This is a genomic window from Actinoplanes sp. NPDC089786 (genome assembly GCF_040684855.1).
Lineage (GTDB): Bacteria > Actinomycetota > Actinomycetes > Mycobacteriales > Micromonosporaceae > Actinoplanes.
Genome location: NZ_JBFBGU010000001.1, coordinates 1,789,785 through 1,814,804 on the forward strand (window position 1 = coordinate 1,789,785; position 25,020 = coordinate 1,814,804).

23 protein-coding genes are annotated in these 25,020 nt (G+C 70.7%); 14 read left to right on the plus strand and 9 right to left on the minus strand.

Annotated features, from left to right (window positions below; genetic code table 11):
• Positions 1-45: 45 nt before the first annotated feature.
• Genes AB0O15_RS08635 through AB0O15_RS08655 form a run of 5 tightly spaced genes read left to right on the plus strand, consistent with a single transcriptional unit; the run spans position 46 to position 5,521 of the window.
• The gene (locus AB0O15_RS08635; RefSeq protein ID WP_364315844.1) at positions 46-1,035 is read left to right on the plus strand and encodes a LacI family DNA-binding transcriptional regulator; all 990 of its coding nucleotides are present in this window, start codon (positions 46-48) and stop codon (positions 1,033-1,035) included.
• Complete coding sequence (locus AB0O15_RS08640; protein ID WP_364315845.1) at positions 1,028-2,632, plus strand: FAD-dependent oxidoreductase; 1,605 nt, start codon at positions 1,028-1,030, stop codon at positions 2,630-2,632. Before AB0O15_RS08635 ends, AB0O15_RS08640 begins: the two co-directional genes overlap by 8 nt.
• Positions 2,633-2,647: 15 nt before the next feature.
• Positions 2,648-3,847 carry a sugar ABC transporter substrate-binding protein gene (locus AB0O15_RS08645; protein ID WP_364315847.1) on the plus strand — a complete coding sequence of 400 codons (1,200 nt, stop codon included), beginning with the start codon at positions 2,648-2,650 and terminating at the stop codon, positions 3,845-3,847.
• Positions 3,844-4,713: a sugar ABC transporter permease gene (locus AB0O15_RS08650; protein WP_364315849.1), complete on the plus strand. Its 870-nt coding sequence runs from the start codon at positions 3,844-3,846 to the stop codon at positions 4,711-4,713. The genes AB0O15_RS08645 and AB0O15_RS08650 overlap by 4 nt, the downstream gene beginning before the upstream one ends.
• Positions 4,703-5,521: a carbohydrate ABC transporter permease gene (locus tag AB0O15_RS08655; RefSeq protein WP_364315852.1), complete on the plus strand. Its 819-nt coding sequence runs from the start codon at positions 4,703-4,705 to the stop codon at positions 5,519-5,521. The genes AB0O15_RS08650 and AB0O15_RS08655 overlap by 11 nt, the downstream gene beginning before the upstream one ends.
• Here AB0O15_RS08655 and AB0O15_RS08660 read toward each other — a convergent pair whose 3' ends face one another.
• The 3 genes from AB0O15_RS08660 to AB0O15_RS08670 all read right to left on the minus strand — a co-directional run bounded on the left by AB0O15_RS08660 (position 5,522) and on the right by AB0O15_RS08670 (position 7,473).
• Positions 5,522-5,719 carry a hypothetical protein gene (locus tag AB0O15_RS08660; RefSeq protein WP_364315854.1) on the minus strand — a complete coding sequence of 66 codons (198 nt, stop codon included), beginning with the start codon at positions 5,717-5,719 and terminating at the stop codon, positions 5,522-5,524.
• Positions 5,720-5,956: 237 nt separating this feature from the next.
• Entirely contained in the window at positions 5,957-6,859 is a 903-nt protein-coding gene (locus AB0O15_RS08665) for a YegS/Rv2252/BmrU family lipid kinase (RefSeq protein ID WP_364315857.1), read from the minus strand.
• A 35-nt stretch (positions 6,860-6,894) separates the two neighbouring features.
• The gene (locus AB0O15_RS08670) at positions 6,895-7,473 is read right to left on the minus strand and encodes a GAF domain-containing protein (protein WP_364315859.1); all 579 of its coding nucleotides are present in this window, start codon (positions 7,471-7,473) and stop codon (positions 6,895-6,897) included.
• A gap of 506 nt (positions 7,474-7,979) precedes the next feature.
• On the opposite strand from AB0O15_RS08670, the gene AB0O15_RS08675 reads away from it, so the two are divergent.
• From AB0O15_RS08675 to AB0O15_RS08705, 7 genes are all read left to right on the plus strand, one after another.
• Positions 7,980-8,657 (plus strand): sigma-70 family RNA polymerase sigma factor, encoded by a 678-nt coding sequence (locus AB0O15_RS08675; protein ID WP_364315862.1) that lies wholly within the window; start codon positions 7,980-7,982, stop codon positions 8,655-8,657.
• Positions 8,654-9,430 carry a zf-HC2 domain-containing protein gene (locus AB0O15_RS08680; protein WP_364315865.1) on the plus strand — a complete coding sequence of 259 codons (777 nt, stop codon included), beginning with the start codon at positions 8,654-8,656 and terminating at the stop codon, positions 9,428-9,430. The genes AB0O15_RS08675 and AB0O15_RS08680 overlap by 4 nt, the downstream gene beginning before the upstream one ends.
• A gap of 251 nt (positions 9,431-9,681) precedes the next feature.
• The gene (locus AB0O15_RS08685; RefSeq protein ID WP_364315866.1) at positions 9,682-10,353 is read left to right on the plus strand and encodes a hypothetical protein; all 672 of its coding nucleotides are present in this window, start codon (positions 9,682-9,684) and stop codon (positions 10,351-10,353) included.
• A gap of 229 nt (positions 10,354-10,582) precedes the next feature.
• Complete coding sequence (locus tag AB0O15_RS08690; RefSeq protein WP_364315868.1) at positions 10,583-11,302, plus strand: DUF4142 domain-containing protein; 720 nt, start codon at positions 10,583-10,585, stop codon at positions 11,300-11,302.
• Positions 11,303-11,406: 104 nt separating this feature from the next.
• Positions 11,407-12,576, plus strand: a complete 1,170-nt coding sequence (locus AB0O15_RS08695) for a Pecanex-like protein 1 (RefSeq protein WP_364315871.1) — start codon at positions 11,407-11,409, stop codon at positions 12,574-12,576.
• A 407-nt stretch (positions 12,577-12,983) separates the two neighbouring features.
• On the plus strand, positions 12,984-13,832 hold the full coding sequence (locus AB0O15_RS08700; RefSeq protein WP_364317144.1) for a DNA-3-methyladenine glycosylase 2 family protein: 849 nt from the start codon (positions 12,984-12,986) through the stop codon (positions 13,830-13,832).
• Between the two features lie 94 nt (positions 13,833-13,926).
• Complete coding sequence (locus AB0O15_RS08705) at positions 13,927-15,216, plus strand: hemolysin family protein (protein WP_364315874.1); 1,290 nt, start codon at positions 13,927-13,929, stop codon at positions 15,214-15,216.
• Here the strand turns inward: AB0O15_RS08705 and AB0O15_RS08710 are convergent.
• The 6 genes from AB0O15_RS08710 to AB0O15_RS08735 form a co-directional block, all read right to left on the minus strand.
• Positions 15,213-15,611 carry a nitroreductase family deazaflavin-dependent oxidoreductase gene (locus AB0O15_RS08710; protein ID WP_364315877.1) on the minus strand — a complete coding sequence of 133 codons (399 nt, stop codon included), beginning with the start codon at positions 15,609-15,611 and terminating at the stop codon, positions 15,213-15,215. The two genes, AB0O15_RS08705 and AB0O15_RS08710, sit on opposite strands and share 4 nt — an antisense overlap.
• Positions 15,612-15,661: 50 nt before the next feature.
• A complete protein-coding gene (locus AB0O15_RS08715) occupies positions 15,662-16,624 on the minus strand; it encodes a hypothetical protein (RefSeq protein WP_364315879.1) in 963 nt (320 codons plus the stop codon).
• A complete protein-coding gene (locus tag AB0O15_RS08720; protein WP_364315881.1) occupies positions 16,621-19,107 on the minus strand; it encodes an SMC family ATPase in 2,487 nt (828 codons plus the stop codon). The genes AB0O15_RS08715 and AB0O15_RS08720 overlap by 4 nt, the downstream gene beginning before the upstream one ends.
• Positions 19,104-20,237, minus strand: a complete 1,134-nt coding sequence (locus AB0O15_RS08725; protein WP_364315884.1) for an exonuclease SbcCD subunit D — start codon at positions 20,235-20,237, stop codon at positions 19,104-19,106. The genes AB0O15_RS08720 and AB0O15_RS08725 overlap by 4 nt, the downstream gene beginning before the upstream one ends.
• Positions 20,238-20,272: 35 nt before the next feature.
• The gene (locus tag AB0O15_RS08730; RefSeq protein ID WP_364315886.1) at positions 20,273-22,021 is read right to left on the minus strand and encodes an ATP-binding protein; all 1,749 of its coding nucleotides are present in this window, start codon (positions 22,019-22,021) and stop codon (positions 20,273-20,275) included.
• Between the two features lie 72 nt (positions 22,022-22,093).
• Entirely contained in the window at positions 22,094-22,819 is a 726-nt protein-coding gene (locus AB0O15_RS08735) for a pyrimidine reductase family protein (RefSeq protein ID WP_364315889.1), read from the minus strand.
• A 163-nt stretch (positions 22,820-22,982) separates the two neighbouring features.
• Between AB0O15_RS08735 and AB0O15_RS08740 the strand changes: the two genes are divergently transcribed.
• Both AB0O15_RS08740 and AB0O15_RS08745 read left to right on the plus strand, forming a co-directional pair.
• Positions 22,983-23,984: a LacI family DNA-binding transcriptional regulator gene (locus AB0O15_RS08740; RefSeq protein WP_364315892.1), complete on the plus strand. Its 1,002-nt coding sequence runs from the start codon at positions 22,983-22,985 to the stop codon at positions 23,982-23,984.
• Positions 23,985-24,108: 124 nt separating this feature from the next.
• Positions 24,109-24,828 (plus strand): amino acid-binding protein, encoded by a 720-nt coding sequence (locus AB0O15_RS08745; RefSeq protein WP_364315895.1) that lies wholly within the window; start codon positions 24,109-24,111, stop codon positions 24,826-24,828.
• Positions 24,829-25,020: the final 192 nt, after the last annotated feature.

Consider the following 25,020-nt stretch of genomic DNA (forward strand, 5'->3'; position numbering starts at 1 on the left):
TCACGATGCTCCGCAAGGCTTTACTAATACGCATTAGGGAGCGTTGTGGGGCGGGTTACGCAACAGGACATCGCTCGGATGACCGGGGTCAGCCAGGCGACGGTCTCGCTCGTGCTGAACGGGCGGGCCGACGCCGAGGTGCGGATCGCGCCCGAGACGCGGGAGCGGGTGCTCAAGGCCATCCGCAGCACAGGCTACGTGGCCGACCCGATCGCCCGGCGGCTGGCCAGCCGGCACAACCGGATCCTGGGCGTGTTCACCTACGAGTCGGTCTTCCCGGCCGGGCTCGGCGACTTCTACCACCCGTTCCTGGTCGGCATCGAGGAGTGCGCCGAGCGGATCGGCTGCGATCTGCTCCTGCTGACCAGCGCCCCGGTCGTCGACGGGCGGCGGCGGATCTTCCACCAGGACAACCGGCTGCGGCTCGCCGACGGCTGCGTGCTGCTGGGCCGGTCGCTCGATCCGGCCGAGCTGGAGCGCCTGCTCGGCGAGGGGTTGCCGTTCGTCAGCGTGGGCCGGCGGGACGACGCGGGCGGGCCGGTGCCGTACGTCGGCGCGGACTACCCGGGCGCCACGGCGGCCCAGGTGCGCAAGGCCCGGGAGCTGGGCCACGAGCGGATGGTCTACGTCGGCCAGGGCGCGGGGCCGGAGTCACACGCCGACCGGTTCAAAGGGTTCGCCGCGGAGGCCGCGGACGGCGTACACATCCGGGAAGTTGATCTTGACGTGATCATCAGAACCGGCGCGACGTGTGTGTTCGTCGAGGAGTACGCGGACGGCGTCGCCCTCGTGCGTCAAGCCGAAGACAACGGGTTGCGCGTACCCGAAGATCTGTCCTTCGTGGCCCTGGGTGATCCCACCCGGCCGGCGGTGACCGACCGTGAGTTCACCGGCTATCGCATTCCGCGACGGGAGATGGGCTGGCAGGCCGTCGAGTTGCTGAGCGAGATCCTCGAAGGACGACCGAAGGGCACCCAGCGGCTGCTGCCCTGCGAGCCGGTGCCGGGTGTGACGCTGGCGGTGGCCCGTGGCTGAGCGGGAGATGCGCGCCGACGTCGTGGTGATCGGCGGCGGGCTGGGCGGGGTGGCCGCGGCGCTGGGCGCGCTGCGGGCCGGGCGGTCGGTGCTGATGACCGAGGAGTACGCCTGGCTGGGCGGCCAGCTGACCAGTCAGGCGGTGCCGCCGGACGAGCACACCTGGGTCGAGCGGTTCGGGGTGACGGCGTCCTACCGCCGGCTGCGCGAGGGGATCCGCGACTACTACCGGGCGCACTACCCGCTCACCGAGCGCGCCCGCGCGACCCGGGACCTGAACCCCGGGGCCGGGCACGTGAGCCGGCTGTGCCACGAGCCGCGGGTCGCCGTCGCCGTGATCGAGAGCATGCTGGCGCCGTACCGGAGCAGTGGTCTTCTGACGGTCCTCCAGCCGGCCACGGTAAGGAGCGCGACGACCGACGGCGATCGCGTCACCTCGGTGACCGTGACCCACGAGGGCGACGAGATCGTGCTGACCGGGCCGTACGTGCTGGACGCGACCGAGACCGGCGAGCTGCTGCCGCTGACCGGCACCGAGTTCGTCACCGGCTTCGAGTCGCAGGACGAGACCGGCGAACCCGGCGCGCCGGCCGAGCCACAGCCGGACAACATGCAGGCGTTCTCGGTCTGCTTCGCGGTCGACCACGTGGCCGGCGACCACACCATCGACCGGCCGGCGAGCTACCACCGGTGGCGCGAATACCAGCCCGCGTTCTGGGGCGACAAGATGCTTTCCTGGCGTACGCCCAACCCGCGCACCCTGGAGACCTCGACCCGCGGCTTCACGCCGAACCCGGACGACGACCCGTGGCTGGTCGACGCCGACCAGCGGGCCGACCCGGGCGACGGCAACCTGTGGACGTTCCGGCGGATCGCGGCGCGGCGGCAGTTCGAGCCGGGCTTCTACTCGAGCGACATCTGCCTGGTGAACTGGCCGATGATCGACTACTTCGAGGAGCCGCTGATCGGCGCGGCCGATCCCGGCGCCGTCGTGGCCCGAGCCGAAGACCTCAGTAGAAGTGTCATGTACTGGCTGCAGACCGAGGCGCCACGCCCGGACGGCGGCGCCGGTTGGCCGGGGCTGCGGTTGCGTGGCGACGTCACCGGGAGCACGGACGGGCTGGCGATGGCGCCCTACATCCGGGAGTCGCGGCGGATCCGGGCCGAGTACACGATCGTCGAGCAGGACCTGTCGCTGGCCGTCCGCGGTGACAAGGGCGCGGTGTCGCACGCCGACTCGATCGGGGTCGGCATGTACCGGATCGACCTGCACCCGTCGACCGGCGGCGACAACTACATCGACGTGGCCTCCTGCCCGTTCGAGGTGCCGCTGGGGGCGTTGATCCCGCGGCGGATCGAGAACCTGCTGCCGGCCGGCAAGAACATCGGCACCACGCACATCACCAACGGATCGCACCGGCTCCACCCCACCGAGTGGAACGCCGGGGAGGTGGCCGGCGCGCTGGCCGCCTTCTGCCTGGACCGCGCCGTCACCCCGCGCGCGGTCCGCAACACCCCGGCCCTGCTGGCCGACTTCCAGGAACGTCTGACCGCCGAGGGCGTCGAGCTGCGCTGGCCCGACGTCAGCGGTTACTAGAAAAGGACCCTCCCGATGAAGGTACGAGCGACGCTGGCGGCCCTGACGCTGCTCGCCGGGCTGGCCGCGTGTGGCGGTGGCGGCGGCGAAGCGGACGACGGCCCGATCACGCTGCGGATGACGACGTGGTCGAACAACGAGGCGCACGTCAAGCTGTTCAACGAGATCGCGGCCGCCTACCAGCAGACCCACCCGGACGTGACGGTGCGGTTCGACGCGCTGCCGTTCGACAACTACACGACGACCGTGACCACCCAGATCGCCGGGGGCAACCCGCCCGACCTGGCCTGGATCCTGGAGAACTCGGCACCCGACTTCGTCTCGTCGGGCGCCCTGGAACCGCTGGACGGCACGATCGAGAACGAGCCGGAGCTGACCGAGGCGGCCACCACGTTGTGGCGCCAGGACGGAAAGCTCATCGCGTACCCCTTCAGCACCTCGCCCTTCGGCGTCTTCGTGAACATCGACCTGGTCAAGACCATCCCGCAGCCGTGGACCTGGGAGAACGCGATGGCGGCGGCCGCGGCGAGCAAGGGCCTGGTGATCCGGGACTTCGACTACAAGTCGTGGGACAACCTCGCCACCGTCTTCCAGGGCTGGGGCGCCGAGGCGTGGAGCGCGGACGGGAAGACCTGCGGCTTCAACCAGCCGGCGATGGTCGACGCGATGACCTTCATCCACAAGTCGATCTTCACCGACAAGGCGATGCCGGGTCCGGGGACGTCGGCCGACTTCTTCGCCGGTGAGGCCGCGATGACCGTCACCCAGATCTCGCGGGCCTCGCTGCTCAAGGACGCCACGTTCAAGTGGACCCTGGTGCCGCTGCCGGCCGGGCCGAAGGGCGAGTACTCGGTGATCGGGCAGGGCGGCGTCGGCGTCCTCAAGAAGGGCAAGCACGCCGACGCGGCCAAGGACTTCCTGGCCTTCTTCACCAACACCGCCAACTCGGCCAAGCTGGCGCAGTTCTTCCCGCCGCCGCGCAAGTCGCAACTCACCACCGACACGCTGGCCAAGGCCAACCCGCTGCTGAAGCCCGAGCAGCTGCGGGACGTGGTGATCAACGGGATCGAGACCGGCGTGGTCAAACCGTCGCACACCAGGAACGCCGAGATCTCGCAGACCGTGCGGAGCGCCCTGGACCCGCTGTGGAAGCCCGACGCCGATGTGCCCGCGGTGCTCAACCAGGTGTGCACAGCGGTGCAGCCACTGCTGTGAAGGTCGACAGGTCGGACCGGCTGACCGCGTACCTGTTCATCGCGCCGCAACTGGCCGGGACCGTGCTCTTCGTGCTGGTCCCGCTGGTGCTGGTGGTCTGGTACAGCCTGCACGAGTGGAACGTGCTGGCCGACACCTTCGACTTCGTCGGCGGCGAGAACTATCGGCAGCTCGCCGCCGACCCGAAGCTGCCGGGTGTGCTCGGGGCGACCGCGCTCTTCTCGATCGGGCTGGTGATCCTCAACCTGTCCCTGGCGCTGCTGCTCGCGGTGCTGCTCAACCAGCGCCTGCGCGGGACGACCTTCTTCCGGATCGTGTTCTTCTCGCCGGTGGTGGTGTCGCTGGTGGCCTGGACCATCGTGTGGGGCTTCATGCTCCAGCAGAACGGCGGCATCAACAGCCTGCTGGGCGGCGCCGGCCCGAACTGGCTCCGTGAAGGCGGCACCGCGATGGTGTCGGTGATCGTGGTTCAGGTCGTCAAGAACGTCGGCCTCAACATGGTGCTGTTCCTGGCCGCCCTGCAGGGCGTACCGCACGATCTGTACGAAGCCGCGCGGATCGACGGAGCCCGGCCGACGACGATCTTCGCCCGGATCACGCTGCCGCTGATCAGCCCGACCATCCTGCTCACGTCGATCATCACGGTGGTCGGGTCGCTGCAGGTCTTCGCGCAGATCGCGGTGCTGACCCAGGGCGGCCCGGGAACGTCGACCACGGTCCTCGTCTACTACCTCTACCAGCAGGCGTTCCAGTTCCACGCGTTCGGTTACGGCGCCACCCTCTCGGTGCTGCTCTTCCTGATCGTGCTGGCGCTGACCGTGGTCCAGTGGCAGCTGCGCAAGAAATGGGTCTTTCATGAAAGCTAGGGTCATTTCGTACGGTCTGCTGTGCCTGTTGTGCGTACCCTTCGTCTTCCCGACCTGGTGGATGGTCACCTCGTCGCTCAAGCCGAACGCCGACATCTTCGCCTTCCAGCTCTGGCCGGAACGGCCGTCACCGCAGGCGTGGCGCGACGTCTTCACCCTGCAGCCGTTCGCCGAGCAGTACGTCAACTCGGCCTACATCGCCCTGGTGGTCACGCTCGGCACGCTCGTGGTGTCGTCGATGGCCGGGTACGCGTTCGCCCGCATCCGGTTCCGCGGCCAGAACCCGCTCTTCCTGGTCGTGCTGACCGGCCTGCTCATCCCCAGCGAGGTGACCATCGTCCCGCTGTTCCGGATGTTCAACGCGGCCGGCCTGGTCGACACCCACTGGCCGCTGATCCTGGTGCCGATCTTCGGCGCGCCGAGCGTGCTGGCCACGTTCATCATGCGGCAGTTCTTCGTCACGCTGCCGGGCGAGCTGGAGGAGGCGGCGCGGATGGACGGCCTCGGCCGGCCCGCCATCTTCCGTCGCATCGCGTTGCCCCTGGCACGCCCGGCGCTCGGCGCGGTGGCCGTCTTCACCTTCCTGCACAGCTGGAACCTGTACCTCGAGCCGATCGTGTTCATCAGTTCCAAGAACCGCTACACGCTCCCGCAGGCCCTGACCCAGTTCACCGACGCGTACCAGGGTCCGTTGTGGAACGTGCAGCTCTCCGCGGCCTCGATGACCGCGATCCCGGTGCTGATCGTGTTCGTGATCGCTCAGCGCCAGTTCATCGAGGGACTGGCGCACACCGGGTTGAAGGGGTGATCACACCGCGGCGGCGAGTGTGACGATCAGGGCGGCGGTGCCCAGGACGAGGACGGCGGTGTGCCGCCAGGCCGTCCGGCGGGTGGTCTTGACCGCGCGCCGGACGTCGCGGTGTTCCCGCCAGGCCGCATGGGTGCGGCCGGCTCGATAGCCGAGGACCAGCACGGTCGCGACGGTGATCAGAGATGCGAGGCTCACTGCGGAACTCTGGTGGTGCGGCATGGCCAACCCCCTTGAGACGCGTAGCGGCTTTCGAGTCAGTGTGAGGTCTGCCCGTGGCCATTACCAGGGGATTGATCGTTCTAAAAGGCCATAAAAACCCCGCTCGGGTACGACCGTTATGTCGCTAATCTGACTCGTCGCCGCCGCGGCAGCCGGCCGGGGTGGCCGGCCGGGGTGGCCGGCCGGGGTCTGCCGGCCGGGCCGGTCGGAGCCTCAGTCGGCGGTCGGGGGCTGGGCCGGGACGCAGATCTCGACCGCCTCGGGGACGACCTTGACCGTCAGGTGCTTGGCCTTCTCGCGGGCGCCACCGTCGAGCTCGTACTCGAGCTTGCCGGCCAGCTTGATGTCGACCTTGCGGGCCCGGGTCATCCGGACGAACGGGGACGAGTCGGAGCGGCCGACGGCCATCGTGCCCAGCGCCCGGGCCCACTGCAGCGCGCCCTGGGCGGTGGCCACGCCGACGTCGAGCCAGCCGTCGTCCGGCTTGGCGTCGTCGAAGGCGTGGATGCCGCCGGTGATCGTGCCGACGTTGCCGATCAGGACGCAGGACGCCTCGTCGTCGAACCAGGGCGTGCCGTCCACGGTCACCGTGGCCCGCGGGGCCGCGCCGTTGACGTGGCGGAGGCCGGTCCAGACGTAGGCCAGCTTGCCGAGCCGGTCCTTCAGGTTGCGGTCGGCGTCGCGGATCATCGCGCCGTCGAAGCCGACGCCGGCCATCACCGCGAAGTGTTCGCCGTTCAGCTTGCCGAGGTCGACCTTGCGCCGGTGGCCGGTGAACGCCACCTCGACCGCGCCGGGCAGGTCGGCCGGCACGCCCAGGTTGGTGGCCAGCAGGTTGCCGGTGCCGGCCGGGATGATCGCGAGCGGCGTGGACGAGCCGGCCACCACGTCGATGGTCCGCTGCACCATGCCGTCGCCACCCCAGACGACCAGTAGGTCGACGTCTTCCTTCAGGGCCTCGCGGACCCGCTTCGGCGCCTTCTTGCTCTTCGGCACCTCGTACCAGAGCAGCTCGTCGACGCCCTGGTCGGTGATCCGCCGCCGCAACTCGTCGAGGCCGCCGCCCAGGGTCTTGCGGGCATGGGCGACAACCGCGACCTTTCGTGGTGTTCGCATGGGACGGCCGTTTACCCCGGAACGGTGGAACCTACTCAGCTCACCGTCTGGCGCATGCGCTGCTCGGCGGCGGCGCTGCGGATCACCATGAGGCGGAGCTCCAGCTCGTCGGAGACCATCTGGGCCAGATGTTCCAGCGCGCGGAGCTGCCTCGGCGAGGCGTCGCGCGGCCGGTTGTCGATGACGTTGACGGTGCCCAGGCGGTAGCCGTCCTGGGTACGGATCGGCGCGGCGGCGTAGAAGCGCAGGCCGAGCTCGCCACGGACCAGCGGGTGCTCGAGGGTGCGCGGGTCGACGGCCGCGTTGTTGATCACATAGACGCCGTCCCGCTGGACGACCGACGCGCACAGGCCGGGCTCGTTGCCCACCTGGCGTACGCCGACCAGCCCGTGACACGCGGCCAGCCACACCCGGTCCTGCTCGACCAGGGACACCGTGGCGATGGGGGTGTCGAAGATGGCGCCGGCCACGAACGCGATCCGGTCGTACGCGTCCTCCACCGGCTGATCGACCAGCCGGTAGCGCCGGACGGCGGCCAGCCGGGCCTTCTCCTCCGGGCCGACGGCGTCGAGGTACTCATAGGCACTCGAGGACACCGGGCTGCTGTTGGTCATTCGGTGCACCCCCTACGCAAAGGTCTCTCCTGGTCACCGTGAGCTTAGTGACTGTGCGGGGGAGGATCGCAATGCCCTCGACCGGCCGAATCGGCCCGGATCGGCCCCGGCCGGGGGAAAGTCGCACAGCGAGTGAGTTCTGTCCGATCCGGGTGGTGGGCAGATCGGCCGTCAGCCGCTACCGTCGGGCACGCCCGTTCCGTCGCCCCGGGACGCGGTGCAGCGCAGCGCGACGCTGCGGCGACACAGCGGTACTCAGCTAACGCCGCGCGTCAAGAAGTGAGTAGTATTCGCCTGCCCCGCCGCGCATATCGGTGCAGATGGATGATTAGCGATCATTCACCTGCGGGACCCAATGCCCCCCACGGCCCCGACTTCCGCCCCCCCGGAGGAACGTTGCTCGTCGCCACTGCCGAACCTTTAGAAATTCTTGTGTCCGCGTTGATCCCTGCTGGGCGCCCCACCCGTAAAGAGGGTGAAGGGGAAAGCACCGGCAGGAGGAATCGATGCATGCGTCAGTCATGGAGCGACGTGCGCCGAGCGAGGTGCACGGCATGACGGGACGGGGTTCCGGTGGTCGGTGGCAGGCTCTCGACGGAGGTCGTGGTGCGGAGAATGATGGTTCGGTGATTCCCCGACAGGCACCCCGGCACGAGGCGGCGGCCGGCGCGGATCATGAGGACACGCTGGTCCGGATGCTCTACGAAGAGCATGCCGGCCCGCTCCTGATGTTCGTGCTGAGGCTCACCGGCGGCGACCGGCAACGCGCCGAGGACATCGTGCAGGAAACCCTGCTGCGGGCCTGGCGCAACGCACACCGGCTCGGCGCCCAAGGACAGCAGTCCCTGCGGCCCTGGCTGGTCACGGTGGCGCGGCGGATCGCGATCGACGATCACCGCAGCACCAGCGCCCGCCCCCCGGAGACGTACGACCGCGAGCTGGAGAGCTTTCCGAGCACCGCGGACGACACGGATCGGGTGCTGCAACTGATGACGGTCACCGACGCGCTGAAGACGCTCAGCCAGTCGCATCGGGAGATCCTCGTCGAGACGTATTTCCGCGGCCGGACCGTTCCGGAAGCGGCGGAGGTGCTTGGCCTGCCGTTGGGGACGGCCAAGTCACGCGTGTACTACGCACTGCGGGCTCTGCGTACGGCCCTGCAGCAGCGGGGGGTGACGGAATGACACAGGAACAACACTTCGACGTGGCGGCGTACGCGCTCGGGGTGCTCGACGAGCACGACGCCAGCCGCTTCGAGGACCATCTCATCGACTGCCCGGCCTGCGCGGTCGAACTGGAGTCCTTTCTCCAGGTCGCCGACATCCTGGCCGACGTCGACGCCGACTCGCTGGTGGCCACCGAGGAGTCCCGCAAGGACGGCCTCGTCCTGAAGAAGATGATCCGCACGGTCAGCGGCGAGCGGCGCAAGGCGAACAGCCGGCGGCTCTTCTCGCTGGCCGCGGCGGTGGTCATCTTCGCGATGCTGTCGGTCGGCGCGCTGTTCGCCGGCGCCCGGTGGCTGGCGCCCGACAAGGGGCAGAATCCGGCCGTCACCGCCGGTGGCCCGAGCAAGCTCGACCCGCTTCCGCTGAGCCAGGGTGGCGGCGGCATCGGCGGCACACCCCTGGCCGGCGACCTGATCGGCAGCACCGACGCCCGCAGCGGCGTACGGCTGGACGCCGGTCTCGAGACCAAGGACCTGGGCACCCAGGTGCAGTTCGCGGTCTCCAACATCAAGGGGCCGAAGATCTGCCAGCTGGTCGCGATCAAGACCGACGGCAGCCCCGAGGTCCTCTCCAGCTGGAAGGTCGGCGAGAAGGGCTGGGGTACGGCCGAGCGCCAGGAGCCGCTGCTGATGACCGCGGTCACCGCGCTGCCCAAGGAGTCGATCGCGCACCTCCAGGTGCAGGAGGTCGCCGCCAACGGCGCCCCGACCAAACTGGTCACCGCTCCGTAACACCACGCAGTTCCACGAGGCCCGGCCGTCCATTCGGCCGGGCCTCGCTGCATTTCCGCGAGGCCGGACCGGCGCTATACGGATGCGATGGCAGTTCGGTTCAAACAAAAAACAAAGAAAAATGAGCCACCGGAGTTCAACCTCTCGCGGGCGCCCCGCGTACTACTGCGCGGAAAAGGCAGTCAGAACACAGACGGTGGAGGACCCCCGTGACACCGGAGAAGCGAAAGTTTATGGTCGTCGGCGCTGCGATGGCAGCGGCGCTCACGCTCCCAGGCTGCGCCCCGGCCGGTTACAACTCGTCGGCCACCGACGGCAGTGGCCTGCAGCCGGCGGCCAACGCGGTCGACGCGACGCCGGAGCCGACCGGAGAGCCCACGGGCGAGCCGACCGGCGAGCCGACCGCGGAGCCCACGTCGACCGCGGACAAGGCGGGCAAGCTGGCCGGCGACGACGTCACCAGCGAGCTGACCGGCACCTCGGTCAAGCGCATGGGCAAGGTCGTGGTGAACCAGGAGGGCATGGTCCTCTACCGCTTCGACGACGACAAGAACAAGCCGGCCGCGAAGACCAACTGCGAGGGCGACTGCGCCGCCATCTGGCCGCCGGCCATCACCGAGGACGGCAAGCCCGAGATCAAGGGCGTCGACTCCAAGCTCGTCGGCACGGTCACCCGCAAGGACGGCAGCAAGCAGCTGACCATCGACAAGTGGCCGGTCTACACCTACATCGGCGACAAGAAGGCCGGGCAGTGGAAGGGCCAGAACGTCGGTGGCAAGTGGTTCGTGATCGAGCCCACCGGCAAGAAGAACCTCACCTGCCTCCCGCCGGTCTCCAAGCCGGTCGCACCGCCGTCCTCGGACGACAAGGGCGATGCGGGAGCCGCGGACGGTGGCGCCGGATCGAGTGATTACAGCTACTGAGCGTGACAATCGGGCATCGTCCGAACGGATGATGCCCGAGGGTTCAAAAGAGATTCATAAATCTTTTTTAGGCCGCACCTAAGTGTTCCGCATTTCTCCTCATCGGGATTGCGAAACATCGATCAGAACTCATAACGTTCTCCCCGGAATTCCAATCGGAGGTGTTTCAGAGATGATTGCCGCACGCTTGCCCCGCCGGCTCGTTCGCTGGCTCGTGAGCATTTCGGCAATGGTCCTGGCGCTACTGTCGGTGCCCGTCACGGCACAGGCCGCGGACGCGCCGATTCCGATCCCGTCGAGCAGCGGACTGTCGGACAAGGGCACCGGCGAGGTCTCGGCCGCTGACCGTGACTTCGTCGTCAAGGTGCGGCTGGCGGGCCTCTGGGAGATCCCGGCCGGGAACATGGCGGTCGAGAAGTCGAAGGACAAGCGGGTGCAGGCGGTCGGCAAGGCGATCGCCGCCCAGCACGTCACCCTCGACAAGCTGGACATCTCGGTGGCGAAGAAGCTGGGCCTGGCCCTGCCGGCGGTGCCGAACGACCAGCAGCAGGGCTGGCTGGCCGAGATGGAATCCGCCAACAGCACCACGTTCGACCAGATCTTCATCGACCGGCTGCGGGCCGCACACGGAAACATCTTCCCGGCGATCGGGACGATCCGCTCCAGCACCCGTAACGACTCGGTGCGAAAGCTGGCACAGGAGGCCAACCAGTTCGTCATGACCCACATGACGCTGCTGGAGAGCAGTGGGCTCGTGCAGTACGGCGCGCTGCCCACAGCGCCCCCGCCGGCGGCACAGAAGGGCCCGGTCCCGGTGGATCAGCAGATGCTGGTCGCCGCGGGCTCCGGAGGCGTCACCGGCGTGAACACGTCAGTGATCTTGATGGTTCTGGCGGTGGCCCTAGTCGCCGGTGTCATCACCACGATGCGCATCCTCCGAGCCAGGTAGGAGCGTTCAGCGGTACCCGACCTGGCCAGCCGACCAGGCCGCACGTATCACCCCTCGGCCGGCACCCACCGCCGCCACGTGTGTTGAAGAAAGGTGTTCCTCAGATGCGAAGGTCTCAGTACCGGCGCGCAACCAAGGGCCCGAAGTGGCTCAACGGGAAGCGGCGCCTGATCGCTGCGGCCGCCACCATCGTGGCGTTCGGTGCAATCGTCACGGTCACCCAGGTGTCGGACGCGTCCACCAAGAAGTCCACCGACCGGGCCCTCGCCGCCTGCGACCGGATCCAGGCCCCGCGGCCGTCGAAGCTCTCCACGACGGGAAAGAAGGGCACCTACAAGGACAAGAACGGTGTGACGCAGCACGCTGACGACGGCAGTGAGGCGCCCAGCACCCAGACGCTGCGCGACAAGTGCCGTAAATGGGTGATGCAGAACGCCGGCAACAACAACGGCGGTGGCAACAACAACGGTGGCGGCGCCCAGCCCTCGCCGGGCCAGAGCGGCCAGCCCAACGCCGGTAACGGCGGCAACAACGGTGGCGGCGGCAACAACGGCGGCAACAACGGCGGCGGCCAGACCCCGCCGAACAACGGCCTCGACGTCCTGGCTCAGAACTGCGACAACAGCCAGCTCCAGCCGCACACCGGTTTCCAGGAGGGCAACCGCTGCATCTCCACCGCGTTCGGTGAGGTCGGCACGGAGGGGAACAACCCGACCCTGCTGATCGTCGATCACCCCGACCAGGTGGAAGTCGGCCAGCCGTTCACCATCAAGGTGAGCACCCGCAACCTGATCCGCGACCGGTTCCTCGGTGCCGCCGCGGGTGGTTACTACCTCGAGAGCTCGGTCCTGCAGAACGGCCTCCAGCGCGGCCACTTCCACACCGCCTGCCGCAGCCTCGCGAACGAGACAGAGGCTCCGGACCCGGCGCCGGCGCCCGAGTTCTTCGTGGCGACCGAGGACAAGAAGGGCGGCGCGACTCCGGACGTGGTCGACATCAACGTCCCGGGCCTGCCCAAGGCCGGCGTCACCCAGTGCTCCTCGTGGTCCGGTGACGGTTCGCACCGCATCCCGATGATGCAGCGCGCCAACCAGACTCCCAGCTTCGACTCCTTCCGGATCCAGGTGGGTGGCAACGGCGGCGGCAACGGTGGCGACCAGGGTGACCAGGGCGGCGACCAGGGTGACCAGGCCGGCGACCAAGGTGACCAGGCGGGCGACCAGCAGGCCGCCGACCAGGGTCAGCAGCAGCAGAACGGCCGTCGGCGCGGCTGAGGCCGGGCCTGACCACAACTGAACACGCGGAGCGCTGTCGCAACCCCGGGACTACGAACCCTGCGGCCGGACGTGGCCTTGAGCAAGCCTCGTCCACCGCTGCGGGGACCCCCCATCGGAACCCCGGACCGCCGTCCACCCCCCTGAGGACGGCACCTGCGGCAGTCGGCCCGGACAAGGAAACGGCTGACGAAAGGAGGCGCGGGACCAAGGTCGGGCCGAGCACTCAGCTCCGGCACCGGCGACGCGGACCAACTCGGGTGTTCGCGCTCGCCCCCCGATGGCCCTGACTGGGAGCGCAGTCAGGGCCATCGGCATATCCGGAGGGGTGTGGCACAGTGTCTCGGGTGAGCGCACAGGTGACCCGGCGGCTGGCTCTGCCGGAGCGGTACCACCTGGCCGGCACGCTGTCGTCACTGATCGCGACCAAGGGCGATTCCTGCGTACGCCTGGAGGGCAGCGAGTTCTGGCTTGCCGCGCGTACCCCCGAGGGAAGCGCGACCCTCCACCTGGCCCGCACCGGCGCCGAGCTGAACGCGACCGGCCACGGGCCGGGAGCGGCCTGGATCGTCGATCGCGCCGACGCCATCGCCGGACTGCGCGACGAGGTGGACGAGTTCACGGCCCTGGCGGCGCGCCACCCGCTGATCGCGCGGCTGGCCAAGACCTTCGCCGGGGTACGCATGCCGGCCAGCGGCCTGCTCTTCCACCGGGCGCTCCGGGCCGTGCTCGAGCAGAAGGTCACCGGCAAGGAGGCCCACCGGGCCTACCGCGCCATGGTCCGGCACTTCGGCGAGCCGGCGCCGGGACCGGGCGGGCTGACCCTGCCGCCCGAGGCGGCCGCGGTGGCGGCCACGCCCTACTGGGTCTTCCATCCGTTCGGCGTCGAGCAGCGGCGCACCCAGGCCCTGCTGCGCGTCGCGGCGGTCGCCGACCGGCTCGAACGATGCGCGGACAGCGCCGAGGCCACGCGACGGATGATGGCCTTGCCCGGCATCGGGGTCTGGACGGCGGCCGAGACGGTGCGTACGACGTACGGCGACGCGGACGCGGTGAGCGTCGGCGACTACCACATCCCCAACACGGTGGCCTGGGCGCTGGCCGGCGAGGCGCGTGGCACCGACGACCGGATGCTGGAGCTGCTCGAACCCTTCCGCGGCCACCGCGCCCGGGTCTGCGACCTGCTCGCCTCCGGTGGCATCGGCGCGCCCCGCTTCGGCCCGCGCATGCCGGTCCGCTCCTTCGCCCGCTTCTGACGCTCGCCGCGCGGCGGGCGGGTTTGGCGACCTTCGAGATACGGCTTCGGTACGGTGTGCCCTTCGTGACCCTCTTTCGCGGGATGTGTGTCTGATGGGTGGAACGGGCGGCGAGATCGTCCTGGTGCTCGTGCTGGTGCTGGTCAACGCCGCGTTCTCGGGCAGCGAGATGGCCCTGGTCCAGCTCCGCGAGAGCCAGATCCAGCGGCTCGAGCGGCAGTCCCGGCGCGGCCGGGTGCTGGCCCGGCTCTCCCGCGACCCCAACCGGTTCCTGGCCACCATCCAGATCGGCATCACGCTGGCCGGCTTCCTGGCGTCGGCGGCCGCCGCGGTCTCCCTCTCCCAGCCGCTGGTCGAGCCGCTCGGCTTCCTCGGCGACGCCGCCCAGCCGACCGCGATCGTGCTGGTCACCATCGTGCTGACCTTCATCACGCTGGTGTTCGGCGAGCTGGCGCCCAAGCGCATCGCGATGCAGCGGGCCGAGGGCTGGGCGATGCTGGTCGCGCGTCCGCTGGACGTGCTGTCGGCGGTTTCCCGCCCGGTCGTGTGGCTGCTCGGCATCACCACCGACCTGGTGGTCCGGCTGGCCGGCGGCGACCCGAAGGCCAAGCGCGAGGAGGTCAGCACCGAGGAGATCCGCGACATGGTCGCCGCCCAGCAGGAGTTCTCGGCCGAGCAGCGGACCATCATCAGCGGCGCCTTCGAGATCGCCGACCGGATCCTCCGGGAGATCCTGGTGCCCCGCCGCGACGTGCTCAGCCTGCCCACCGGCACGCCGGCCAACGAGGCGCTGAAGCTGCTGATGGGCAGCGGCCACTCCCGGGCGCCGGTGGTCGGCCCGGCCGGGCTGGACGACGTGATCGGCGTGGTCCACCTGCGCGACCTGGTCGAGGCCACCGGCCCGGTGGACGGGGTGGCCCGGCCCGGCCTCTTCCTGCCCGAGACGCTGCGGGTCTCCGACGCGCTGCGTCAGATGAGGGGGGAACGCCAGCAACTGGCCATGGTGGTCGACGAGCGGGGCGCCATCGACGGCATCATCACGATGGAGGACCTGGTCGAGGAGATCGTCGGCGAGATCTACGACGAGACCGACCGGGACGTGGAGGCGGTGGTCCGCGAGGACGACGGCGCCCTGCTGATGGCCGGCTCGTTCCCGATCCACGACCTGCCCGACCTCGGGTTCGACGGCGGCTCCCACGAGGACGCCGACTACACCACGATCGCCGGCATGGTGCTGGCCGCGCTCGGCCACATCCCGACCGCGCCGGGCGAGGTGGTCGACCTGCCCGAGTTCACCGCCGAGGTGGTCGAGGTGACCGGCCGGGCGATCACCCAGGTGCGGCTCCGCGCGGTCGAGCGCCCGGCCGAGGACGATGACGATTAGGGCCGTGCGCCCGTTCTGAGGAGCCGGAACTCGCGGCGCCGGAGCAGCCTGAGCACCAGGGCGGCCGGGTTGCCGAAGGCGCGCAGGCCGGCGTCGGCCGGGAAGTCCTCGATGGCGGTGATCTCGTGCTCGGCCCCGCGGTCGAGCACCACGCAGCGGCCGGCCGCGACGACGTTGCGGTACCAGGCGACCTCGGGACCGTAGGTCAGCTCGGCGACGAAGTCGTCACCGGCGCGGGCCAGGATCAGCGGGGTCTCGTACACCTTGCCGGTCTTCCGGCCCACGTGCCGGACGATCGAGAAGGGACCGACGCCGGCTCGGGCCATCCGCGACGTACCCCGGTTGAGGGTGTTCTTGAGGATCGTCAGCCAGACTCGCTGTGCCTTGCCCGTCACGGTGGCCTCCTCGAACTCAACGTTCGATGAATTCGCCTAGCGGGATCAGCCTAGCGCCGGCCGGCCGCCGTGGACAGGGCCAGAGCGCGGTGCAGGACGCGGGCGTCGCCGAGCATCCCGCGGAGGCGACGTTCCAGGCCGGCGATCGGGATCAGGTTCTGCGGCGCCCGGGGGTCCTTGTAGGCCGACGAGGCGAACCGGGGGACGGTCACGGCGGCCACGGCGGCCAGCTCGATCGCCTCCTCCACGGTCAGGTCGGGCGAGCACTCCAGGCGGACGATGCCGCCCCACGGCGCGCCGCTGCCGCCGGGCAGGCGGAGGTACCAGGTCCAGGCGCCCCACATCGAGCCGAGCTTGAACAACGGCGTGCGCCGGCCGGGCAGCAGGCTGGTCACCACGCCGGTGAGCTGGGCCGACAGGTATTGGCGCTGCTGGGTCTTGACGTACCCGACGGTCCGCGGAAGCTGGCGGCGGCTGCGCAGCGGGCCGTCGACCACCAGCAGGTCATCGTCCTCGCGGGCGGCCGACGAGATCTCGATCTCCAGCTCGGTGAGCGGCGCCTGCACGGCCGCGGGCAGCTTGCTGACCTCGCCGGCGCCGCTGATCCGGCGGACCGTGTAGCTGACCGAGCCGGCCTGCACATCGGACGCGGACGGGCTGGCCGTGAACAGGCCGCGGCCGACCCGGGCGCCGGGCAGCAGCGTGGCGACGCCGTTGGCCAGGTCGCAGCGGACCACCCCGGCGCCGTACGAGGCGGCCAGGCCGGCGTACGACGTGCCGTCCTCCTCCCGGGTCCAGAGCAGGGCGTCGTTGCGCCGGACGCCGTCGACCAGCAGCACCACGGCCGGCCGGCGCGCGCCCCGGTCGGGGTCGATCGGGGCCCACTGGTCGTCGGGCACCTCGTGGTGGGTCTCGACCTGGGCGGTGCTGGGTGAGGCCGGGCCGTCCCCGCCGTCGCCCTCGAACGCGGCGCCGTAGGACGGATCCCACGAGTCGACGTACATCGTGGTCAATGGCCGACCCTTTCCACGTACGCGGTTCGCGCGTCCTTGTGCACCTCGAACCGCACCGGGATCCGTTCGGCCAGCGCCTGCACGTGGGTGACCACCCCGACCATCCGGTCGCCCCGCGCGGCCAGATTTTCCAGGGTCGCCGCGACCACGTCGAGGGTGGCGGCGTCGAGCGTGCCGAAGCCCTCGTCGAGCATGATCGACTCGAGGCTGGCGGCGGTAGCCGACATGCCCGCGAGCTGCTCGGACAGGGCCAGCGCGAGGGCCAGCGAGGCCTGGAACGTCTCGCCGCCGGAGAGCGTGCGCACGCCGCGGCGCAGGTCGGCGTCGAAGTGGTCGACCACCCAGAAGTCGCCCTTCTCGTGCATCAGGTCGTACTGCCCGCCGGTCAGGTCGCGCAGGATCCCCGAGGCGCCGTCGACCAGCAGGTCGAGCGCCTCCTCGAGCAGCCAGCGCTCGAAGTTGTTGGCCCGCAGGTGCCCGGCCAGGGACTTGGCCACCCGGGACTCGCGGGCCAGGCCGGCCCGCTGCTCGGTGAGCTCGCGGGCCTGTTCCCGCCGGTCGACCAGCCGCTGCCAGGCCGCCCCGGCCCGCTCGGCCGCCACCGCGGCCGAGCGGATCAGATCGGAGTCGTCGCCGCGGGGCGCAGGGACACCCGCCTCGACGAACAGCGCGGCGATGGCGTCGAACGAGGCCTGCACGGCGTCGTGGGCCGAGGCGACGGCCTCTTCGGCCGCGGTCAGCGACTGCGTCCGCTCGGCCCGCTCGGCGGCGGCCCACTCGACCAGCGTGGCCCAGGCGCGGGCCAGGTCGTCACGGTCGGCCGGCGGCGGCCCGTACCGCGCCACCGCGTCGCGCGTCGTGTCGAAGGCACGCCAGGCCGACCGCTGCTCCTCCTCGGCCGCCGCCACCGCACGCTGGGCCTTCCGCTGCGCCTCCCGCGTGGTGCGGACCTGGACGCCCGCCTCCTCCAGCCGCTTCTGGAGCCGGGTCAGCTCGGCCAGCCGCTGCTCGACCGCCGCGACACCGGGCGAGTCGGCCACCACGGTGCGGACCTCGGCCAGCCGGGCCATGTGATGTTCCAGCTGGGCGCGCTTGCGCTCGAGGTTGCTCTCCAGCTTGCGGGCCACCGCGTCACGCTGTTTCCACGCCGCCTCGGCCACCTCGGACGCGGCCCGGGCGGCCTTGCCGGTGGCCTCGGCCGCCTGCACCGCCGAACCCTCGGGCATCGAGGGCACGTCGGCGACGGACTGCTCGCACACCGGGCAGTGGTCGCCGGCCCGCAGGTGAGCCCGCAGGGCCACGGCCCGGTCGAGTTTCTGCGCCTCGGTGTAGTCGGCCCGCGCCTGCTCGAGCAGCTGGGTGGCGCCCACGTGGGCGGAGTGGGCCAGCTCGACGGCCGCGGCGGCGTCTTTGGACTCGACCTCGGCCACCTGCACCTCGCCGGCGAACCACTCGGCCTGACCGGTCAGCCGGTCGAGCTCGGCGTGCCGGTCGAGGAGCAGCTTGAGCGAGCCGGGGTCACCGGCCGCGGTCAGCTCGCCGCGGATCTTCTCCTCACGCTCCTCGGCCCCCCGGACCGCGTCGGCCGCCGCGGTCGCCGTCTCGCGGGCGTCGGCCACCGCGGCCAGCAGCCGGGCGCTGCCGTCGGGTGTGCGTACCCGGGTCAGCGTGGCCACCTCGGCCCGCAGCGCGTCACGGCCCTGCGCCGCCGTGGCCTCGCGCTGCCGGATCTCGCGCAGGCCGGGCACCGCCGCCTCGACCGCCGCGGTCAGCTCGCGCATCCGGGTCAGCTCGGCCTCGGCCGCCGTGACCGCCTCGTCGTCGGCGTCGGCCAGCCCCTCCAGCAGCTGCTCGATGGTGCCCAGCTTGGCCTCGGCCGTCGTCGCCCGCCCGGCCGCCCGCTGCTGCACCTCTTCGTAGACGTGCAGGCCCAGGAGGTTGACCAGGATCTGCTGGCGGGTGGCCGGCTTGGCGTGCAGGAAGTCGGCGAACTGGCCCTGCGGCAGCACGACGCAGCTGGTGAACTGCTCGTACGGCAGACCCACGGCGTCGATCACCGCGCGGTCCATCTCGGCCGGGGTGCCGGCCAGCACCTCGCCCAGGTCGTCCAGGCTCATGCCGGTGTCGAGCCGGGACACGTCGAAGCCGGCCGGCATCAGCTGGAGGCCGGCGCCGCTGGTCTTCACGTTGCCCCGGCCGTCGCGGCGCACCACCCGGGTCGCGACGTAGCGGTCGCCGGCCGATTCGAAGACCAGCCGGACCCGGGCCTCGGTGGCCGACGGGGCCAGCGCGTTGACGATGCCGCGGGCGCCGCCCCAGCGCGGGACGGTGCCGTAGAGCGCGAAGCAGATGCCGTCGAGCACCGTCGACTTGCCCGAGCCGGTCGGGCCGACCAGCGCGAAGTAGTCGGCGTCGGTGAAGTCGACGCTGGTCTCGTCGCGGAAGACGGTGAAACCGGCCATGTCCAGTCGCAGGGGCCTCATTGAGTCGAGCTCACTTCGTCGTAGAGCTGGTCGAACAGGTCACGGACGCCGTCCTCGGGGGTGCCGCGGCTGTCCAGGTAGTCGCCGAAGAGCTGGCGGGGGGTGCGGCCCTGGCGCTGGGCCTGGGTGCTCTTGCGGTCGGGCACCATGTCGGGGTCGATGCGGACCTCGAGCGCGTTGGGCAGCATGTCCTGGACGTCCTCCCGCAGGCCGGCCCGTGGGGTCTCCCGCACGAAGACACGCAGCCAGGCCTCCGGAAGGTTCACCTTCGACAACTGTTCCAGGGTCCCCCGGACGGTACGCAGCACCTTGGCCGAGGTCACCGGCACGTCGCGGACCCGGGCCGCCTTGTCCGGGGAGACGTCGACGATCGAGACGCCGCAGACGTTCTCCTCCTCGCCGAAGTCGATCGCCAGCGGGCTGCCGCAGTAGCGCACCGGGCACGGCCCGATCACCTGCTGGGTGCGGTGCAGGTGGCCCAGGGCGACATAGTGGGCGTTGGCCGGGAAGACCGTGGCCGGCACGGCGTAGCCCATCACCGTGTGGGCCTCACGCTCGCCGCCGCCGGTCGACGCGCCGACCACGGTCAGGTGGGCGGTCAGCAGGTTGACCAGGCCGGGCTGGTCGAAGGTCTGGCTGAGGCGGGCGATCAGGCGGGCCAGATGATCGGCGTACGTCTGCTGGGTCTCGGCCGCGGTCAGCTCGTACATCTCGGCGGCCCGGATCGCGTAGCGCTGGGACAGGAACGGGATGGCCACCAGTTGCCAGCCGTCGCCGGTGATGCGCAGGTCGTCGGGGTTGGCGGACACCGAGCCGCGGACCGTGATGCCGGCCGCCTCGGCCCACGGCCGCAGCGCGTCGAGCGCCGGGCCGTTGTCGTGGTTGCCGCCGATCGCGACCACCTCGGCGCCGGTGCGGCGCAGCGCGGACAGGGCCCGGGTGACCAGCCGGGTCGACGCCGGGGTGGGCGCGGCCGAGTCGTACAGATCACCGGAGACCAGCACCAGGTCGGGTTCTTCCCGCTCGGCGATCGCGATGACCTCGGCGAGGACCTGCTTGTGCTCCTCCTCGCGGTTCTGACCCTTGAGGACCTTGCCTACGTGCCAGTCGGAGGTGTGGAGGATCCGCATCGGGCAACCTTATGAGGGTAGTAGTTCGAAGAACCTTAGAAGGGGATGTCGTCGTCGGCGGAACCGGCGCGGCCCACGACCGCGAACGGGTCGGCGCCCTGCACGATCGAGCGCATCGAGGCGGACGGGGGCGGGCCGGCCTCGGAGAAGCGTGTCGCCCAGGCCGGGAACGGGAACTCGACGCACAGCGGGACCGGGATGTCGGGCTGGTTGACGAACATCGTGCCGGGCCGGGCCAGCAGGGCGCGCTGGCGCATGGCGGGCGGCAGGAAGCCGTATTCCGGCCGGGACGCCTCGGCCGGGTCGAGCCGGCCGACCACCCGGATCGCCGAGTTGGTGACGATCCGCCGCTCGACCTCGCTGGCCGTCTGTTGCGCGCCGATCAGGATCACGCCCAGCGACCGGCCGCGCTCGGCGATGTCGAGCAGCACCTCCTTGATCGGCGAGGTGCCCTCGCGGGGCGCGTACTTGTTCAGCTCGTCGAGCACCACGAACAGCAGCGGCTTGCCGGTGCCCGACTTCTCCTTGTCGTCGAACTCGGTCTTCAGCGTCACGCCGACCACGAACCGCTGCGCCCGGTCGGGCAGGTTGTGCAGGTCGACCACGGTGACCTGGGCGCTCTCGGCGGTCTTGATCGCGTGCGGGCGGCGGGCGGCCAGGTCGCCGCGGATCAGCCGGGCCAGGTCGCGCTTGCTGCCGATCAGCCGGCGGGCGAACGCGTTGACCGTACCCATGTTGATCGCCGAACCGGCCCAGGTGGACCGGGTCTCGTCGTCGGTGAGCTGCTCGACGATGTGGTCGACGAGGTCGCCGTACGACCCGAGGCGGCGGCCGTCGATGCTGACGCCGCCCTCGGCCGGCACCGCGTGACGATGAAGGTGGGCGGTGACCGAGTGGACGACCATCGTGTACTGCTGGCGCTCGTCGTCGGCGTCGGCGAAGACGTAGGGCAGCAGCCGGTTGGCGCAGAACTCCTCGAGCGTCCAGTAGAACGCGTCGACCCCGGTCATGCGGCTGGTCACATCGGGCGTGCCGGACGAGTCGCCGACTCGCGGCGGGGCGTAGACCCGGACGTCGGGGAAGGCCGTCGCGGGCAGTTCCAAGAGCTTGTACGCCGCGATCGTCGGCTCGTCCAGGCGGATGTTCGGATGGTCGAGGAACAGCAGGTCTTCACCCTTGACGTTGAAGATCAGCGCCTTGGCGTTGGTGCCGTCGGCCCCGAGCTGGCCCGAGCGGAAGACCGAGTAGAGCAGGAAGGTCGCGAAGCTGGTCTTGGTGGCCACGCCGGAGATGCCGGAGATCGACACGTGCGCGCCGCGGGTGCCGTCGAGGAAGTCGGCGTTGAGGTAGACCGGCACGCCGTCGCGGCCGGTGCCCATCGGGATCCGCCGCTCCATCCGGTCGAAGTGGAGGGCGGCGTCGCGGGCCGCGCCGGACGCCCGGTGAACCACCGCGCCCGGCGCCGGCGGCACGTAGAACTCGGGGTCGACCCGGGTCGTGGTGATCTCGGCCGCCTCCTGGACCAGCGCGGGCAGCGTGCCGTCGGCGATCGCGAAGACATCCGAGTCGAACTGTGCCCCCTCGTGGCGCGCCCGCACCTGGGTGACCACCCCGGCGATCGTCACCGGCTCACGGCCGGGCAGGTCGCGCCGGGTCACGACCACGTCGTCGAGCTGGAGGTAGCTGCCCGGGGTCACCGCCGTCCAGAACTCGAGCGGGGTTGCGTCGGCGGTGCCGAGCACACGGCCGACCGGGTCGCCTGGTGGGGTGGGGTCGTCTAACACGGGATCATGGTGCACCAGAGGTACGACAAATCGACGGACCCCACGTCGGTTGGCACCGACTTTCCACAACTTCTAGTGGTTGTCCACAGGTTTGTCCACAAGTACTTGCTTCCGCGCGTACCGGAGAAAGAGCTGGTCGCCGTCGGTCAGGACGTGCCGCAAGGACATCTCGCGCGCCTCGGCCGGCGGTCCGGTCGCGATCCGGCCGGGCTCGCCGCCGGCCAGCCAGGGCGAGATCGTCAGGCACAGCTCGTCGACCAGGTCGGCCGCGATGAGCTGCCCGAACAGGCTCGGGCCGCCCTCACAGAGGATGTGCTCGGCGCCGCGTCGGTTCAGCTCGTCCGTCACCTGCGCCAGATCACCCACGGTCACCAACTCGGCCGGGAAGCGACCGGCGCCTTCCGCCGTGAACACGATCGGCGGGCGCGGGGCGTCGGTGAAGATCGCCTGGTCCGGGTCGAGATTCAGGGAGCGGGACAAGATCGCCATCAGGGGGTACGCGGTGAGCCCGTTCGCCGTCCGCCACTCCGGATCGGGGCGCAGGGCGTCGTAGTGCTCCGTGCGTACCGTATTGGCCCCCACCAGGAGCGCGTCACACCCGGCCCGCAGCAGATCGAAGATCCGTTTGTCGCCCGGACCGCCCAGCGGGCCGGACCTGCCACCGACCGTGGCCGCGCCGTCCGCGCTGCTCACGAAGTTCATCCGCAACGTCGGCCGCTCGTAGGCGTAGCAGGCCCGGAGCGCGTCGTCGTCCAGCGGATCGTGCGGGTCGGGCAGCATCCGGCGGATCGGCGTCATGGGCCGGGCGGGCCCGTCACCGGCGGCACCGGCACCGGCGGCCGATGTTGGCAGTCGCACCACGAGCCGCCGCGGCAGTCGTCATGCCGCTTCTCCCGGCAGGCTCGGCAGATCACCGGCCCAGACTATGCCGTTCTCCGGACGGAAAGATGATAATGCCGGTGTGACCAGGCAGGCGCCCCGCTCCACCGTCGGCCGGCCCACGCTCGAAGAGGTGGCCGCGCTCGCCGGGGTCGGCCGTGGCACGGCCAGCCGGGTGGTGAACGGATCGGCGCAGGTCAGCCCCCGGGCCAAGGCCGCCGTGGAGGCGGCCATCAACCAGCTCGGCTACGTGCCCAACCGGGCCGCGCGGTCGCTGGTGACCCAGCGAACGGACGCGGTGGCCCTGGTCGTCTCCGAGTCGCAGGAGAGGGTCTTCGGCGAGCCCTTCTTCGCCGGCGTGCTGCGCGGCATCAACGAGACGCTGCTCGAGACGTCGCTGCAGCTCTGGCTGGCGATGGCGGCCACACCGGCGCAGCGGCAGCGGGTCGAGCACCACCTCACCGACCAGCACGTCGACGGGGTGCTGCTGCTCTCGCTGCACGACGACGACCCGCTGCCCGCGCTGCTCCGGGCCCGGGCCATGCCGTTCGTGCTGGGCGGGCGGCCCTCTTCGCACGACGATTCCGCCTTCGTCGACGTCGACAACGTGGGTGGGGCGACCCTCGCGACGGCCCATCTGCTGAGCCTCGGCGCGCGGCGGGTGGCGACCATCGCCGGGCCGCAGGACATGGCGGTCGGCCGCGATCGGCTCGCCGGTTACCGCGCCGCGTTGCCCGCCCACGCCGCCGAGGTGGTCCAGGTCGGTGACTTCAGTGAGGCGGGTGGGTACGCGGCCATGCGCGCGTTGCTGGCCTTCGACTTCGACGCGGTGTTCGCCGCCAGCGACCTGATGGCGGCCGGGGCGTTGCGGGCGCTGCGGGAGGCCGGGCGGGTGGTGCCGCTGGTCGGGTTCGAGGACGCCGACGTGGCCCGGCGGACCGATCCGCCGCTCACCACCGTGCACCAGCCGGTCGAGGAGCTGGGGCGGCGGATGGCCGCGCTGCTCATCGACCTGATCGCCGGGCGGGACGTGGTTTCGCACGTTCTGCTGGACACCCACCTGGTCCGTCGCGACTCCGCCTGACCGCTCATATTCTGTTCCCGACTTGTCCTTTGACGGTGGGGATACCGCGCCGCAACCGGTCGGAAATGCCGCGTTGGCACACTGGACGCTGTCGGTTGGCCGTTCTTCTTCCTGAGGGAGCTTGATGTTGCTGCGGGTTCGCGTCACTCTGCCGGACCGGCCGGGAGCCCTCGGGCAGGTCGCTCGGACGCTCGGCGTGGCCGGCGCCGACATCGTCCAGGTGGTGGTGCTGGAACGCCTCAGCGGCCGCGCGGTCGACGACTTCACCGTGGTCTGGCCCGGCGCCGCCCGCGTCGACCGGCTCCTGGCCGGGCTCGCCGCGATCCCCGGCGTCCAGGTCGACGGGGTGTGGAAGGCGATCGGCGCGCCCGTCTCCGGCGGGCACGACGCCGAACTGCTGGCCCAGGTGGCGGCCAACCGCGCCGACGGGCTGGCCACGGTGGTCGACGCGATGCCCGGGCTGCTCGCCGCCGACTGGGCCGCCGCCGTGGTGGTGCCGGCCGACTGGGCCGAGCGGGCCGGCGCGCCCCAGCCGCCGGTGCGTGAGCCGGCCATCGCCTACGCCAGCTGGCGCGCGCCCACCCCGCTGCGGCTCCCCGAGGTCACCCCGCTGCGGGCGCGCCCGATGACCGATCCCGACGGCACCAAGTACGCCGTGGCGCCGTTCGGCCGGGCCGGCCTCGTGCTGGTGCTGGCCCGGGACGACGACGCGTCCGGCGCCTTCCACACCACCGAGGTCGACCGGGTCGCCCAGCTGGTCCGCGCGGCCGCCGTCATCCTCGGCGACCGCCTCGACCAGGTCGGTGTGCCGCCGGTCGCATCGGTTGTGACTGACCCCTCATAACTCGGCCGGCTCCGGCAATGCCGGGGTAACACCGGCGCGGCAGGCTTAGATTCGTCTTTGTTCCGTCGTTCGAGTTCGTCGTCGTTCGAGTTCGTCGTTCGAGTTCGTCGTTGGTTGAGTTCGTCGTTGGTTGAGTTCGTCGTTGGTTGAGTTCGTCTTTGGTTGAGTTCGTCTTTGGTTGAGTTCGTCTTT

What these genes read in the sequence shown, in the direction of transcription:
- AB0O15_RS08645 (WP_364315847.1), top strand. Translation starts at nt 2,648, where the DNA reads ATGAAGGTACGAGCGACGCTGGCGGCCCTGACGCTGCTCGCCGGGCTG.
- AB0O15_RS08655 (WP_364315852.1), top strand. Translation starts at nt 4,703, where the DNA reads ATGAAAGCTAGGGTCATTTCGTACGGTCTGCTGTGCCTGTTGTGCGTA.
- AB0O15_RS08665 (WP_364315857.1), bottom strand. Translation starts at nt 6,859, where the DNA reads ATGCGAACACCACGAAAGGTCGCGGTTGTCGCCCATGCCCGCAAGACC.
- AB0O15_RS08670 (WP_364315859.1), bottom strand. Translation starts at nt 7,473, where the DNA reads ATGACCAACAGCAGCCCGGTGTCCTCGAGTGCCTATGAGTACCTCGAC.
- AB0O15_RS08675 (WP_364315862.1), top strand. Translation starts at nt 7,980, where the DNA reads ATGCATGCGTCAGTCATGGAGCGACGTGCGCCGAGCGAGGTGCACGGC.
- AB0O15_RS08680 (WP_364315865.1), top strand. Translation starts at nt 8,654, where the DNA reads ATGACACAGGAACAACACTTCGACGTGGCGGCGTACGCGCTCGGGGTG.
- AB0O15_RS08685 (WP_364315866.1), top strand. Translation starts at nt 9,682, where the DNA reads ATGGCAGCGGCGCTCACGCTCCCAGGCTGCGCCCCGGCCGGTTACAAC.
- AB0O15_RS08690 (WP_364315868.1), top strand. Translation starts at nt 10,583, where the DNA reads ATGGTCCTGGCGCTACTGTCGGTGCCCGTCACGGCACAGGCCGCGGAC.
- AB0O15_RS08695 (WP_364315871.1), top strand. Translation starts at nt 11,407, where the DNA reads ATGCGAAGGTCTCAGTACCGGCGCGCAACCAAGGGCCCGAAGTGGCTC.
- AB0O15_RS08705 (WP_364315874.1), top strand. Translation starts at nt 13,927, where the DNA reads ATGGGTGGAACGGGCGGCGAGATCGTCCTGGTGCTCGTGCTGGTGCTG.
- AB0O15_RS08720 (WP_364315881.1), bottom strand. Translation starts at nt 19,107, where the DNA reads ATGAGGCCCCTGCGACTGGACATGGCCGGTTTCACCGTCTTCCGCGAC.
- AB0O15_RS08725 (WP_364315884.1), bottom strand. Translation starts at nt 20,237, where the DNA reads ATGCGGATCCTCCACACCTCCGACTGGCACGTAGGCAAGGTCCTCAAG.
- AB0O15_RS08735 (WP_364315889.1), bottom strand. Translation starts at nt 22,819, where the DNA reads ATGACGCCGATCCGCCGGATGCTGCCCGACCCGCACGATCCGCTGGAC.
- AB0O15_RS08745 (WP_364315895.1), top strand. Translation starts at nt 24,109, where the DNA reads ATGTTGCTGCGGGTTCGCGTCACTCTGCCGGACCGGCCGGGAGCCCTC.